The organism is uncultured Mucilaginibacter sp. (assembly GCF_937859865.1).
Lineage (GTDB): Bacteria > Bacteroidota > Bacteroidia > Sphingobacteriales > Sphingobacteriaceae > Mucilaginibacter_A.
This window is the reverse complement of record NZ_CALMAT010000088.1, coordinates 1-14,975: the sequence shown is the minus strand read 5'-3', so window position 1 is coordinate 14,975 and position 14,975 is coordinate 1. Positions and strand designations below refer to the sequence as shown.

Genomic DNA, 14,975 nt, shown 5'->3' with positions numbered 1-14,975 from the left:
AAAAATATCATTAAAAACCATTGCGAAGTAACTTCCCAAAATCATGGTTTTGGCGTAGTGCAGGATGCGGTTAAAAATTCTGACAAAGTAGAAATTACGCATATCAACCTGAATGATAATTCGATTGAAGGCATCCGTGTAAAAGGCAAGAACGCGTTTTCGGTGCAATATCACCCGGAAGCTTCCCCCGGCCCGCATGATTCGAGGTATTTGTTTGATGATTTTGTGGCGATGATGGGGAAGAAGTTGGAAAGTTAGGAAGTCGGGAAGTTAGAAAGACCAAAAGTTAGAAAGACCAAAAATTGATGGTTATTTTACAATGGTTCATTTCTTTTGGCTACTTCTTTTATCAACTGTTTTTCGTCCGCTGTACTGTCATCCTGAGCTTGTCGAAGGATCTTCTTTCAACTTTATAAATGCCGCCAGAACGATGGCCGCCATGCTTCCCCTCTCCGAGAGGGCTTAGGGGTGTGTTCTTTAGTAAAACAGTTGGTAATTGCTTTACAGTATTATTTCTCAAAATACAGGAAATACTGTTTTTATCGGTGTTTTTTTGGGAAAGGTGATTATTGATTTCTTTTTTGCGGATCATAGATCCCAAGCTCAAAGGACCAACTGGTTATCGTTTACGATAATAGCCGGACGTGTTTTTCTGATTTCCGAACCAATGGTTGGATCAAGGGCTGATTAACCAAATCTCACCTTGCTTCATAAAACCCTTCCAAGTCTAAATTAGTAAAAGCCGTTAACTCTTTATCGTTGCGATAATCATGATACAGGCTTTCAGCAGCTTCCTGCAACAGGTTTTGGTTTCCTGCTTCTTTAATCGAACGCAGTGTTTGTTCAATAATCGTCCACCTGCTTTCAACAGGTAAGGTTTGTATTTCTTTGATGATTTCTGTTGTGCTCATGAAGAAACTTAAATTATTTACTTGTTGGTCAGAAATTACACTAAACTAAAGGTTTTTAATCCTTTTGGCAAACCTGCGGCTGCTGGTATTACGTTCTTTTGTTTTGATACATAAATCAAGAACAACCCGATCCCTCCGTGCGTTTGTTCAGCCCTACCTACTTGGGTGATGACCTTGCAAGTTTCCTTTTCTTGCGGCTAATCGTTTCTTTTGGATGCTTCTTTTATCGACTATTTTTTCGTCCGCTGTACTGTCATCCTGAGCTTGTCGAAGGATCTTCTTTCAACTTTATAAATGCCGCCAGAACGATGGCCGCCATGCTTCCCCTCTCCGAGAGGGCTTAGGGGTATGTTTCTTTAGCAAAACGAGTTAGTAATTATTTTACAGTATTGTTTCTCAAAATACAGGAAATACTGTTTTTATCGGTGTTTTTTTGGGGAAGGTGATTACTGGTTTCTTTTTTTGCGGATGACAGATATTAAGTTCAAAGGTTGGATTGCAAATTATGACCAGCAAGATTATATTTATTTTAATAAACAGGTATGACTTCTTTTAGCTTATTTTCCGCTATAGAAGGATACCCGTTTGCATCAAGTTGTTTAGCTTCCGAAACAACATTTTTTAGCTTTTCAATTTTGGTAACTTTATAAGAAGGTTTTCCATATGTTGACAATGAAGAAACAAAGCTATTGAAGTAATCCCATAGACTATTGCAATAGTAATAAAAATGATTTGCTATCAAACCTTCTAACTCATAAGAGCTATATACGTGATCATTGGCGGCATTCCAGTATTTCATAATTCTTACAAGTGGTCGAATCAAACTTTTTTCAGCGGTATTTTTAGAACTTAAAGTAGCATTAAATATAGTTGGATGGGTAGTTAACCATGCTTCGTAGTTACTACTTGGTGCTGGAATCTGATAATCGTCCCAAGCAGATTTAATTGAAGGCACTAATTCAATTTTAATTTTAGAAAGTTCTAAAACAATCGTAGGATGAGACTGGTAAATTTCAGAGCTATAATATTTTTCAACAGCAAACTCTCTCAAATAACGCAAGTATGTAGCAGGTTGATATGATTTATTTTTGAATACAAGCATAAAGTCAACATCAGAAGCAGGGTCAGCTCTTCTAGGCATAAGTGTTTTTCTAGCATATGATCCAAAAGTAAATTGTTCTTCAAATGTATCTTTATCAAAATAAGAACTAAGCTTGTTTTTTAATGCTGTTATATGATTATCTATTACATCTCTTTCTGTTTGCGTGATAATTAGACTACCTGCAGTAGTTACTAAATGACTATTAATACTCATGCTTTAATTTTTATTTATGTTATATTCTAATTTTAATTCTTCCCAATCAACTGTTAATTGATCACGTTTAGAAAGAAAGATATTACTATCTAAAGGTATAGAAGCCCATGCCAAAGTTGTTTCGTATTCAATAACATATCGCATAGCCTCAGGTTCGCGTTTATCAAAATCCGAGTTCTTTATATTTGTGAAGAAAGATTTAAAATTTTCAAACAAAGTCTCTAACCTTGAGGTAAAAAAGGAAAGTTTAGCTGCATCTTGCAAAAGAGTTATTGGTAAAATAGCTTCAATCAATGATCTAACAATTCCTTTATCACCGACGGCTGCTGAGAAAACAAATATAATAATTACAATTCCTGCTTTCAAATAAGCTAAAGGTTGCATTTCACGAGTGATGTTAAATGTGTGAAACGTGTTTTCAAAGCAATTAATTGACAATTTAAAGAATCCAGGATTTAATTTGTCTTGAGTAAAATAATTTTCAAGTTTTTTTCCAGCAAAGTTTGTATCAAAAGAATTATCTAAATATTGTAACGTTCTATTACGTTCTGCTTTTGAGTATATATATGTAGCTCTAAAATCAAGAGCTAAATACGTTACTATTAGAATTAAATTTAACGCAACAATGACTGGAACATAATCTAATAAAAAGACATTATTTTTTGCGATTTCGTATTTTTCATTAATTGTAAGTAATAGGGTAATTGTTGTTGAAACATATAGAATCAGCTTCTTATTTTGATTAAGATTTGTAACTCTTTCGTAGTTTGATTTCATCAGTTAAGAATTATAAATTTTAGATATAATTGTTGAATAGCATATTCAGTTTTTCAAGAAATATTTAAATAACAGTTTAATCCACATTCCTACTTTTAGTATCAAATATATTAGTTCTTATTATTAATTCATTTATAACTCAAATATAAATAAAGCTTACTGTTTTTTTTAGTATTAGTTTTCCACATTTTAACATTTACTAACAGTTTTAACAAAGCAGGTGCATTACATCACATTATCTCCACCTCATCACCCTACCCGTTTCTATCAATGCTACAATCATTTGCCTAAAATAAAAAATATCTTCAAAATTCAGTTCCCGGTCTTTGCGGTCTACTGGTTTTTAGATCAGTCAAAATATTTAAACTCTTTAACCAACAACCGATAGATTTCTGCTTTTACCAGCTTAGTCAATTTAATTACTTCTAAAAACAATTCAAGCAAATCTGTTAAACCTTCCTGTTCTGCATATTTTCTGATTTGTATCAAACCGCTGTATGGTGTCAGGAAATCAGGATAATCAAAGTATTTAAAATACGGCTCATTTTGCAAACCAACATTGTACAAGTATTGGCCTTTGCAATAATTCAAGTTCCAATAGCGGTAAAGTTCTTTTATTTTTTCGACCAGTAAAAAAGCAGCATCTGGTTCTTTTGCAATTTCGGCATCTAAAGTTGTGTTCCAAAAACTGTTTCTATTAGTTGGACAAAGCGGATTATCAACAAAAACTTCCGGTGCTCCTTTTACCGGGTTATTTTCTTCAAACTTGGTAACTACACAACGGTTTTCTGCCAGTACAAAGGCGAAACACAGGGAATACCAATAGCTTTCTGATTTTGGTTTAATTTGAGGCGGCCATATATCATATTGATTCGCCCAAACAGGATAAGCGCCATTCAATGCTTTTGTAATAGCAAACCAAGTAAATGTTAATCTTGCAGAAGCTAAATCATAAGCACAATAACCATATTTATCTTGTGGCCCAGTTTGTATTTTAGTTAAGTTTACATCAATAAAAGTTGGCCGTAATTGAAACCACACTCTATCAGGTTTAATACTTGTTCTTTTATAGCGATCCTCGTTAACTCTAACAGGTGTATTATCATCCATAAATCCTACAAATGAAGAATTAGGTATGCCGTAGGTTTTCTTGTTTCCCCTTCTCTCATCTGTTAAAGGAAGACCTCCTATTATTAATCTTGATTCAATTTCGGTTTTAGTAGGATCACGCTTAAATGCGAATTGCATTTGATTAACACTATTTTTTATACTTCCTTTTGAATTATCAAGCTTAACTTCTGATACTGTTTTTAGCACCTTAAATAATTCTTTTTCTACTTTTTCATCTTCATCATTCCAGTTGATGTTGAGGTCTGGCCGGCTCAAATGGGTTAAGTCGCTTACAATTATTTCGTTTTTATTTCCGGTTTCATCTGGTTCGTAAGCCCAAATGGTAAAAGCCAAGGGCCATTTTCCGTTTAGTTTAAACCATTCGTTGCTGGTTACAATAAAACCGTTGTGATATTTAAAATGCTGATCCCATGCTTTTCTAAAATCAATATAATTTGCTCTTGGGATTAACCAGGAAGTTGGCGTAAAAACCATCACAATAGGTTTCAAATCTGGGTTTTGAAGATTCTGTGCTTTAGACATATTAATAATCTGGCCTAAAAAAGCAAGATAACGCTCTTTGCCAGCATCTTCTCCGGTTAGTTGCAGTATAGAAGGATCTATTTCGTAATGCGATTCGGTTTGCTCGCGCACTTCCTGCTTTTCGTCGGTATTTTTATAAGGCGGATTTAAAAGAAAAGCAATTGGTTTATCCAACGCTACGTTTGTTAGTCTTAATTCCTTTGTTAATTCCGCTAAATAATCAGCCGCCGGATGATCGATAAAATTCAATCCTTTGTTGGAAGAAGTTTTTGGAATGATTGTAAAACCGGTTTCCAAATGAAAAGGATCAGCTTTCATCCTTCGTTCAATCGTACGAAGCAAATCGGGTTGTAATTCCGAAACAATTTTATGTTTCAATTTCCCACGCCAACTGCTTACCAAATTGCCGGAACCGGCAGCAGGATCAAACACAATATAATCTTCATTAATATTGCCGGGAAAATGATGTTTGGCAAACCATAAAGCAAACTTGCTCAAGTTGCGATCGGTAAAAAAGATACCATGTTGTTTTACATATTCTGGATCGATAACAGCCATTACTTCATCAAAACGACTGAAGTAATAATCGGCTGTTAAACCGCTTCCTTCATTTGTAAAAACGTATTGTGTTTGGATAAACTTTTTAAAATCATGAACATGTTTAGGCGAAATTTGAACTGTTTCGCTCATCCGGTTTCCTTTAAATCCAACTACACGAATTTCGCCGTTTTCTGTTTCGGCTACTGTTGAGGTAATGTCCCAATAAGGCACAATAGCATAAAAAGCATGTACGGCATCAATCGGATGTTCAAAAAAGCGTTTCATCCGCTCAATAGCATCGATAAAATTGTGCGTATTAATTTGTAACCTGTCCGAATCCAGGTTATTTAAAATCTTTAATATCTCAAATGATTCTACCGTTAGGTTACGCGCACCGGCAAAAATATTGCCTTCTAAATCTTTTGGTTCCAGCCAGTAAAAGGCTGCGTTTTTAATTTCTATTTTATTTGCTGCGTTGGTTTTTCGGGCATTTTCTTTTCCTACAACATTTGGTGCCAGTTGTACACTTGCTGTATGTGCTAAAATAGTTGCGTATTCCGGTAATTTGTTCAGTTTCCAAATGCCAACGTACTTGTGTGCAATAACGATAATAGTATTGTAGGTTAAACCAAATTTACGCTGATAATGCAAGGCTTGATAAAAACCTTCCGTCCATTGCTGAAAGGTTGATTTTGATTCGATGATTAATGCGCCTTCTACATAACCATCTGCGCCATTTGCATCGCCTTCAATTTTAAATTTGTCTTTAAATAGCTTTAGGAATAGCGGATACAAATAATGCTGCCGGGATTTTTCGCCACTTTCGCTTTTTAAGTATTCTTTAAGTTTCTCAAGCTCGTCACTGTAATTCTGTTTTGCCATAAAATTGTAGGCACAAGATAACAATAGTTAGGAAAACGCTATCTGTACGTAGAATTACATTTTTAAGAAAACTAAAGCAGAAAAAACTCTGATAAACGTGATTTGCAATCTTGTCCTGTGAGCCAAGAATTTTCAGTCCTTTACTCATTATAATCAATTACTTTCAATTACGCGCCCAACTCAAACTTTTAACAAGTTGAGACAACCAGAAATTTAGTCGATAAAAGAAGCATCGCTGTTTACAACTATGGGATCACCGATCCTAACTAACAGCGACTGGTTAAATAATATTATTTCTTTAACCCTCTCCTTTTCAGTAACCTATACTATAATACCTACGTACAAACGCCCACCGTTATAAACCTGAATTATTCATCTTCTAATCACCTAAACCCCTCAAGCTATGGAAAGCCCTGTTGTTAAACCTTTGCCACTGTTTATTACCTGGCAGCATATACACAAGCTAACCAAGCAATGCGAAACCAACTGCCGCCAGGAGCTGAACCGCTTTTGTACCAAACACGGCGTGGAACGCCTGAACATTTACCAGCTTTGCGAAGAGTACCGCTTAACCCGCGAACAGCTGGAGTTCCATTTGAGCCAGTAGAAAATTCAATTTTTAACTATACCCGGATGCGCTTCTTGCTTAGGAAGGGCATTTTTTGTTTTAAGGGTTTATCATGCTTCGTTTATCGGCTAAAAATTGTGCTTGGTTAAGCTTCTATAAACCAACAAGGTTTTTAAAACCTTGTTGGTTTTATCTACACCCGTAATTGCAAATCCCGGCCAAGGATTAACAAGTTTTATTTTGTATCAGGGATCCTAAAACAAGTTCAGGATAACACGAACTGGCCAGCCTATCCATTTGCCTTAACTGTTTTTAGCAGCTTAAAACCTGTGTAGAAAAGGCTTATTCCCCGCAGGAAGGCTCTGTTCCTCCGCAGTAAAAGCGGCATTCTCCACAGGAAAGTGCAGATTCGTAGCCCGAAACAGGAGGTTCTCCACAGGAAAAGCCTTATTCGTCTCTGGAAACAAGCTTCTCTCCACAGTAAAAGCCTCTTTCTCCGCAGGAAAGCCTGTGTTCTCCCTTAGAAAAGCCTCTTTCTCCACCGGAAACAGGAGATTCTCCTTTAGAAAAGCCTCTTTCTCCACACGAAAAAGCCTTTTCCAGTGAAAAAAACAGTAGAAAATGGTAGCTGTTATCGGCCAAGCGCAAACGCAGACAGTAAAGCTCAAAAACTTTGTAATCTGTTAAAGGAACGTAGTTTTTGGTAAAGAAACGTAAGGTGCAGGCCCGACTGGTAATGCGGCTCAAACTTGTTTTTTAGTGGCTAAAAGGAGTATTAGCTTCGTCAGATCGCCCGAAAATGGTTTCGGGTAAGCAAAAAAATAAAGTTATGAAATACATTACCCTGATCAAAGATTACTCGAAACTGAGTGAATCTAACCTGGATTTGAAAGGCGGAAAAATCATCGCCAGTTTAACCGGCAACTTGGATTTTCCGGCTACCTTGCCTTCCCTGGCAGATTTTACAACGGTGAAAAACACGTATTCTAACAATTTGGTGGCGGCATCCAACGGCGACCGTGCAGCCATTGCCCTCAAAAACCAGGATAAAGATTCGTTGCTGGGCACCATGCGTTTGCTGGCGATCAATCTGGAAGGACTGGCGTTGGGCAATCAGGCAAAATTGGTTTCTACCGGGTTTGACCTGGCCGCCAACGGCGACAGCGTACCGGCGATGCTGGCACCAACCGGTTTTAAACTGACGGATGGCCTGAACCTGGGCGAAATAAAATCTACCGTAAAAGGCGTTGCGCAGGCTATTATGTACAGCCATGAATATTGCCTGACGGCACCGGATGAAAACGCGGCTTGGATTACCTGGGTAACTTCTACCGTTACAACCGTGTTCAGCGATTTGCCGAGCGGAACACGGGTTTATGCACGTGTGGGTTCCATTGGCCGCAAAGATCAGCTGGCTTATTCGGATATTTTATCGCGGATTGTACAATGATGGCTTGGGTTTAACAGTAGCGGCAGCTTTGATGAAAGGCCGCTACTGTTTTTATCAGGTGTTTTTTAGGTTGAATATTATAGATTATTGTTTACTTTCAAATTAGATTTAACGTTCTTTTTGCTTGAACAAAAAGAACCAAAAATTCAAGACAAACCCGATCCCTCCGGGCGTTTTGTCGGGCCTTCCCGCGCCTGGGTGGCTACCTTGCAAATAGCTCTAAATAAACGATATGGAATGTTTTAAATCGGTTGGGTTGAATTGGTGTAGATGTTAGCAATCAGCATCAGGACATTCAACACTTACAAGGTCATCATCATAAAGGTAGCCACCCAGGCGTGGTGGGCTGAATGCCGCCCGGAGGCGATCCGAAATGCTTGATTTTTGGTTCTTTTGTATCAAGACAAAAGAACGTAAAACCAAGCAACCGCAGGTTTGCTTCTTTTATCATTTAAAATGTTCCATTGGGCTTTTAGCCCTGCATTTCGTTCTTTTTGCTTAATTAAAAAGAACCAACCAAAAAACTGATACATAAAAAAAAGGCGATCGTTAAATCGCCCCTTTTAATGCTGAAACAGATGCTTCTTTTAGCAACCTAAATTCGTTACTTCTTCTCAGGAAATTTATAAGAAGTGGTAGAATTAAAAGTTTCCCCAGCTTTTAAAGTCGTAGTTGGAAATTGCGGTTGGTTTGGAGAATCCGGGAAATGCTGTGTTTCTAAACATAACGCGGTACGATGCTCGTAGGCTTTTCCGCTTTTGCCTTTGTCGCCGCCTTCCAAAAAGTTGCCGCCATAAAATTGGATGCCGGGCTGGTTGGTATAAACCTGCATTTCGATGCCGCTTTTATCGCCCACAGGGGTTACTGCCAAATGCTGGCCTTTTTCTTTTGCATCCAACACAAAATTATGGTCGTAGCCTCCGCCAAATGCTAACTGCTGGTCTTTTGCGTCAATCCTCGCCCCTATTTTTTCTGGTTTGGTAAAATCGAACGGCGTTCCGGCAACCGGTTCCAACTTTCCTGTCGGGATCAATGTCGCATCAACCGGTGTAAACTGACTGGCATTAATTTGAAGCAAATGATCGTTAATCGTTCCGCTGCCTTCCCCGTTCAAGTTAAAGTATGAGTGGTTGGTGAGGTTTAAAACGGTCGCTTTATCCGTTGTGGCTTTGTAAGTGATGGACAATGCGTTGTCATCGCTTAAAGCATAAGTTACGTTAACATTCAGGTTTCCGGGATAACCTTCCTCGCCGTCTTTGGCCAAATAATGCAGTTCGATACTGTTTGGCGTAGTTTTTACCACGTCCCAAACTACGGTCGAAAAACCTTTTGGCCCGCCGTGCAACGCATTTGGCGCATTATTGATGGCTAACTGGTAGCTTTTTCCATCCAACGTAAATTTTCCTTTGGCAATGCGGTTGCCATAACGTCCAATCAAAGCGCCAAAGTAAGCGCCATTTTTGGTGTATTGCTGATAATCTTTTAAACTGTTGTAGCCTAAAACCACATCGGTAATTTTTCCGCTGCTGTCCGGCACCAGCAAGCTGACCAACCTTCCGCCAAAATTGGTAATCGCCGCTTTAATTTTGCCGTTGCTAATGGTGTAAAGGTGTACTGGTTTGCCTTCAACCGTTTGTTTAAAATTGTTGGAGTCTGGAATTTCTACCTGGTTCATAGTTTGGTTTCCCGCGTTTTTAGTGGAAGGTTGCTGACAACTGGTCATCAGAAACAATACAATTGCCGACAGGATACAGTTTTTTAAATAGGCCATAAGTTTAATCAAATTAGAATTGTGCCGATTGGGTTTTATAAGATCAGAACAAACAAGATCAGTAAAAAAATAAATGATGTTTAATTTTTAAGATATGTTCAACTGCAGATTATTAAATCCTGATGCTTCTTTTACCACACTAAAATTTAGCCGGTAAAAGAAGCATCAGGAATTTTATTGTTTAAGTGAAAGTATCCAATTGATGATCTGTTTGGTTTCTGCCGGTTTCAGGTTTGGATGTGCGGGCATCGCTACATCGCCCCAAACGCCCGCTCCTCCCTGGATGATCTTGTTGCTTAAATGCGTGAACGAGGCATTGTTCTTCGGATATTTTTTGGCCACATCTGTAAATGCCGGGCCAATTGAACGCTCATTTACACTGTGGCAACCCTTGCAATCCAACGATAACATCAACGCTTTGCCTGCATTGTTTGCTTTCAAATCAGCCAATTTAACTTTCATGTCGGGCGCAAAATCCCCCGCTAAAATACTGACCGTTTTGCTTTTTGCCGTGGCATTTTGTTCGTCCTTAACCTCAACAGAAACATTGTAATTTCCTTTTTTGGTATAAGTGTAAATTAGCTTTGGCACCAAAGTTTGTTTTTTGATACCGTTGCCGAGGTTCCAAACATAAGTCAGTTTACCATTTTCCGGATCTTTTGCCAAAACCGTAAACGTAACCGGAAAAGGCAGCGTACCGGATGCTTTGTTTGCCAGTATATTTTTCACTTCCGGCGCCCGGTTTCCTAAGTTATAATCAAGCCTTGCCAAACCTGCATCCGGGTTTTTTGCAAACCAACCGGAGCCGTATTCTAAAACGTAAACCCTGCCGTCCGGTCCGGTTTCCATATCAATCGCCCCGTTAAATTTGGTGTTTTGCATAAACGGTTCCATCTTGTCCAAATCGCCGTTGGGCTGCAACGTCAACAATTTTATCCAGCCCCTTATCCATTCGTAAAAGAAAACTTTTTTGTTGAAGTAATCCGGATAGCGCGTGTTTTTCGGGTACAAATCGGTATAATAAACCGGCCCTGCCATTGCCGTCCGGCCGCCTGAGCCTACCTGCGGAAATTCTGCCGATTCGCCATACGGATACCAGATAAAAGCAGGCTGAGCCGGTGGCAAAACTTTTAAACCGGTATTGTTGCGCGAATTGTTTACAGGATGTGCAGGATCATAAGCATCGCCGGATTGGCCGGTTGCATAATCAAACGGACGGTAAGGAATATTAGGGCCGATAAAAAGCGGCCAGCCAAAAAAGCCTGCTTTCCGGGCCTGGTTTAGCTCGTCGTATCCACGCGGGCCTCTGGTGCTCAGGCTATCGTTGTTGGCATCCGGCCCAACTTCTCCCCAATATAAAAAATTATTTTTTTGGTCAACTGTGATCCGGTAAGGGTTCCTGTCGCCCATTACATAAATTTCGGGCCTGGTGTTTGCCTCGCCCGGTTTAAACAAGTTTCCTTCGGGGATTTCGTAACTGCCGTCTTCTTTTACTTTTATCCGAAGGATTTTTCCGCGAAGGTCATTGGAGTTTCCGGCAGAACGCCTGGAATCGTATTGCTGATGGCCTGGCCGGTCGTCATGCGGCGCATAGTTATGGGTGTTGTAAGGCGGTTTTCCTTCTTCATCAAAAGGCGTAGAATTATCACCGGTAGAAAGAAACAACTGCCGGTCTTTTCCAAAAGCAATAGAACCGCCTGTATGACAGCATATTTCCCTTTGCGAATACAATTGCAGTACCACTTTTTCTGATTTGTTATCAATCGTATCGTTTACAAAAGTAAAGCGCGACAAGCGGTTGACCGAAGTATCCACCGGACTATAATAGATGTAGACAAAATGGTTGTTTTTAAAATCAGGATCGGCTTGCAGGCCCAAAACGCCTTCTTCGGCATTCACGTTTTTTAAATGTGTTTTCCAGTAAGCCTGTAAAAAACCAACCTGTTTTACCTTTTTGGTACTGTTTTTATATAACAAAATTTCGCCCCGGCGCTGGGCAACCAAAATATCAAGGTTGGGCAAAATAGTCATTTCGGTAGGTTCAAAAAATACGCCCTGCACCAAACTGGTTTTTACAAAACGGTTTTCTTCGGGCACCCGCTGCGTTGTACACTTTGCATAATTCAGTTTTTGATTGTTTCCGATGGCGTATTGGATGCCGCCCAACAAATGTTTCAGGTAAGTTGGGTCAGTATAAGATTCATCGGTGTGGCCAAGCTCCGTGTAAAAAGACCTTCCGCCTTCAAAGTTATGGTACCAGGCCATTGGATGGCTGGCCCCGTTTGTTCCGCCTTTGTAACTGTTCTCATCAATGCTAATCAAAACCTTGATGTCCGGGCTGATTTTTTTGAAGTTATACCATTCGTCGGTCCGCTTCCATTCATTAGGCAAAGAACGGGTTGATGGATGGTTTTTATCAGTTACGTGCAAAACGGCAGGTTGTATTTGCGGATGGTCGTCGAAATAAGCGCCTATCAAACGGCCATACCAATGCCAGTCGTATTCCGCATCGGAAGCAGCATGGATACCAACAAAATTACCGCCTGCCTGCATGTACCTTTCCAAATCTGCCTGCTCGTAATTGTTAAGCAAACTCCCGGTTGTGCTTAAAAATATAACGCTTGCATACTTAGCCAGATTGCTTTCATTAATTTTTGAGGCATCAGAAGTGGTATCAACCAAAAAATCATTTTCTTTTCCCAATTTAATAATGGCTTTTACACCGGCCGGAATCGAGGCATGGTGAAAGCCCGCAGTTTTTGTAAAAACAAGCACTTTAGGTTTTACCGGGATTTTGATAAAACTAAGCGCGAAAACAGCAAGGATAAACAGCAAAGTAAATTTAAATCGCATAAACAGGAATGTTTGGTTAATTGGTTGTGTGGACTGCAAATTTTAACAATATTTTTTAAACAAAGTTTATAAGCTGTAAAAGATAAGGCGGTTATTGCCTCAAGCGATGACCGTAAAAAAAAGCGATAAGTTACCTTTTTTAAAATTGCAATTTGTAAAAACATGATGCTTCTTTTAGCACTAAAAAATCAGTGTCTGTTTGGCATCTTTAAAAAAACAATTAAGCCCACTAATTTTTATGTGATAAAAGAAGCATCGGCGTTACGGTTTATAAAACCAGGCTTCTAAAAACTTTATTTTAAATTAATTTTTAGGGCGGGTTAAAAATAAACACTACTTTTTCAAAAAATTGTTGCGTTAAAAACAGTTTTAATAATAAAACCTCAAAAACGATTATGGATTCGTCTTCACTTTTAAACCAATACCCTTTAACATCAACCGTTTGGGACGAAATGTGTGCCGATAACAGCGTGAGGATTCCATATCAAAAGGTATATGAGTTTTTAAAGCAGATCAGCACCGAAGATTTGACCCGAAAAGAAGAAATGGCGCGCCGCCTGTTCATGAACCAGGGCATTACGTTTACGGTTTATTCAAGCGGTGAAGGCATCGAAAAGATTTTTCCCTTTGATGTAATTCCGCGCATCATCACTTCTATTGAGTGGGATTTCATTGAGCGCGGTATCAAACAACGGTTGAAAGCCTTGAACCTTTTTCTCAAGGATATTTACAACAAACAGTTTATTTTGAAAGATGGAATTGTGCCGATAGACATGATTTATTCCTGCCCGCATTATTTGCGCGAAATGCACGAGCTGAACGTACCGCACGATGTTTATGTCCACATCGCCGGTATTGATATTATCCGAGATGCTGATGGCGAGTTTTATGTGTTGGAAGATAATTTGCGCACGCCTTCCGGTGTTTCCTACATGTTGGAAAATCGGGAAATTACTAAACGGATTTTCCCTGATTTATTGCCGCAAAACAATGTACGCACGGTGATGCAGTATCCGCAGTTGCTGTACAAAAATTTGGCTTCGTTGTCGCCGCGGCATGTTTCAAACCCAAACATCGTTTTGCTAACGCCGGGGATTTATAATTCAGCTTATTTTGAACATACTACGCTTGCCCGTTTGATGGGCATCGAACTGGTTGAAGGCCGTGATTTGGTGGTTCATAATCATCGTGTTTACACCAAAACTACCGGCGGCTTGCAACAGGTTGATGTCATTTACCGCCGTGTTGATGATGAATTTTTAGATCCGTTGGTATTTAACCCAAATGGTTTGTTGGGCGTTGCAGGCTTGATGTCGGCCTATCGAAAAGGAAACGTAGCCATCGTCGACGCGCCCGGAAATGGTGTGGCCGATGACAAAGCGGTGTATATTCATGTTCCGGCAATGATTCGTTATTATTTAAATGAAGAACCGATTTTGAAAAACGTTCCCACTTACCAATTGAGCAATGAGGACGAGCGAATGCATGTTTTTAACAACATGAATAAGATGGTGATCAAAAAAACCAATGAATCCGGCGGATATGGGATGCTGATCGGCAGTGCAGCATCCGAAAAAGAAATGGATGATTTTAAAGCAGCCATCCTGGCAAACCCGCGCGAATTTATTGCGCAACCGATCATCAGCCTTTCGTCTGCGCCATGTTATTTAAACGGAAAACTGCAACCTCGCCGCATTGATTTGCGCCCTTTTGCCCTTTGCGGGCCAAACGGAATTGAAATTGTGCCCGGCGGTTTAACGCGTGTGGCACTGCGCGAAGGTTCGCTGGTTGTAAATTCTTCGCAAGGCGGCGGCAGTAAGGATACCTGGATATTAAGTAAATAAGATTTCTAAAAGATAAAATATGTTAAGCAGAGTTGCGGATTCTTTGTATTGGATGTCGAGGTATATGGAACGTTCCGACGGTATTTTGCGGATGTTGCGTATCAATTATGCTTATTCCCAGGATGATATCCCTGATTTTACCTGGCGTGCCGTACTCAAAATATTTTCTTTTTGCGAAGAGGAAGATATTGTAAAAATGGAAAAAAACGGACGAGAAGTGTTGCGTTACATGGTTTTAGAACGGGAAAATACCAATGCTGTTTTTAACCTGGTTACCCAAAGCCGGGAAAATGCGCGATCAGTGCAAGACCATATCACCAAAGAATTGTGGCAATGCCTGAACGAGTTTTACCACAGCGTGCGCGATCAGTTTTTATCAAATTCGTTAAGGATCGAAGACCCGATTTCTGT

The 14,975-nt window shown here is 39.5% G+C and carries 12 protein-coding genes and 1 pseudogene; 5 read left to right on the top strand and 8 right to left on the bottom strand.

Annotation, left to right across the window (positions count from 1 at the left end; genetic code table 11):
- Positions 1-258: pseudogene (locus Q0192_RS09295) on the top strand (carbamoyl phosphate synthase small subunit); the annotation flags it as partial.
- 91 nt (positions 259-349) lie between these two features.
- On the opposite strand, the gene Q0192_RS09290 reads toward Q0192_RS09295, so the two are convergent.
- From Q0192_RS09290 to Q0192_RS09270, 5 genes are all read right to left on the bottom strand, one after another.
- Positions 350-607: a hypothetical protein gene (locus Q0192_RS09290; RefSeq protein ID WP_299289207.1), complete on the bottom strand. Its 258-nt coding sequence runs from the start codon at positions 605-607 to the stop codon at positions 350-352.
- 91 nt (positions 608-698) lie between these two features.
- Positions 699-911: a hypothetical protein gene (locus tag Q0192_RS09285; protein ID WP_299289206.1), complete on the bottom strand. Its 213-nt coding sequence runs from the start codon at positions 909-911 to the stop codon at positions 699-701.
- A gap of 529 nt (positions 912-1,440) precedes the next feature.
- A complete protein-coding gene (locus Q0192_RS09280; protein ID WP_299289205.1) occupies positions 1,441-2,226 on the bottom strand; it encodes a nucleotidyltransferase domain-containing protein in 786 nt (261 codons plus the stop codon).
- Positions 2,227-2,229: 3 nt separating this feature from the next.
- Entirely contained in the window at positions 2,230-3,003 is a 774-nt protein-coding gene (locus tag Q0192_RS09275; RefSeq protein ID WP_299289204.1) for a hypothetical protein, read from the bottom strand.
- 348 nt (positions 3,004-3,351) lie between these two features.
- A complete protein-coding gene (locus Q0192_RS09270; protein ID WP_299289203.1) occupies positions 3,352-6,078 on the bottom strand; it encodes a hypothetical protein in 2,727 nt (908 codons plus the stop codon).
- A 403-nt stretch (positions 6,079-6,481) separates the two neighbouring features.
- On the opposite strand from Q0192_RS09270, the gene Q0192_RS09265 reads away from it, so the two are divergent.
- A complete protein-coding gene (locus Q0192_RS09265; RefSeq protein WP_299289202.1) occupies positions 6,482-6,685 on the top strand; it encodes a hypothetical protein in 204 nt (67 codons plus the stop codon).
- Between the two features lie 408 nt (positions 6,686-7,093).
- Here the strand turns inward: Q0192_RS09265 and Q0192_RS09260 are convergent, their stop codons facing one another.
- On the bottom strand, positions 7,094-7,393 hold the full coding sequence (locus tag Q0192_RS09260; protein ID WP_299289201.1) for a hypothetical protein: 300 nt from the start codon (positions 7,391-7,393) through the stop codon (positions 7,094-7,096).
- 82 nt (positions 7,394-7,475) lie between these two features.
- Between Q0192_RS09260 and Q0192_RS09255 the strand changes: the two genes are divergently transcribed.
- Positions 7,476-8,096, top strand: coding sequence for a hypothetical protein (locus Q0192_RS09255; RefSeq protein WP_299289200.1), 621 nt, complete (start codon positions 7,476-7,478; stop codon positions 8,094-8,096).
- A gap of 604 nt (positions 8,097-8,700) precedes the next feature.
- Here Q0192_RS09255 and Q0192_RS09250 read toward each other — a convergent pair.
- Positions 8,701-9,867 carry an aldose epimerase family protein gene (locus Q0192_RS09250; protein WP_299289199.1) on the bottom strand — a complete coding sequence of 389 codons (1,167 nt, stop codon included), beginning with the start codon at positions 9,865-9,867 and terminating at the stop codon, positions 8,701-8,703.
- A 174-nt stretch (positions 9,868-10,041) separates the two neighbouring features.
- A complete protein-coding gene (locus Q0192_RS09245; protein ID WP_299289198.1) occupies positions 10,042-12,720 on the bottom strand; it encodes a ThuA domain-containing protein in 2,679 nt (892 codons plus the stop codon).
- A gap of 395 nt (positions 12,721-13,115) precedes the next feature.
- On the opposite strand from Q0192_RS09245, the gene Q0192_RS09240 reads away from it, so the two are divergent.
- Together Q0192_RS09240 and Q0192_RS09235 are read left to right on the top strand one after the other, a co-directional pair.
- A complete protein-coding gene (locus Q0192_RS09240) occupies positions 13,116-14,564 on the top strand; it encodes a circularly permuted type 2 ATP-grasp protein (RefSeq protein ID WP_299289197.1) in 1,449 nt (482 codons plus the stop codon).
- Between the two features lie 19 nt (positions 14,565-14,583).
- Positions 14,584-14,975 (top strand): alpha-E domain-containing protein (locus Q0192_RS09235; RefSeq protein WP_299289196.1); only part of this gene is annotated, 392 nt, incomplete at its 3' end.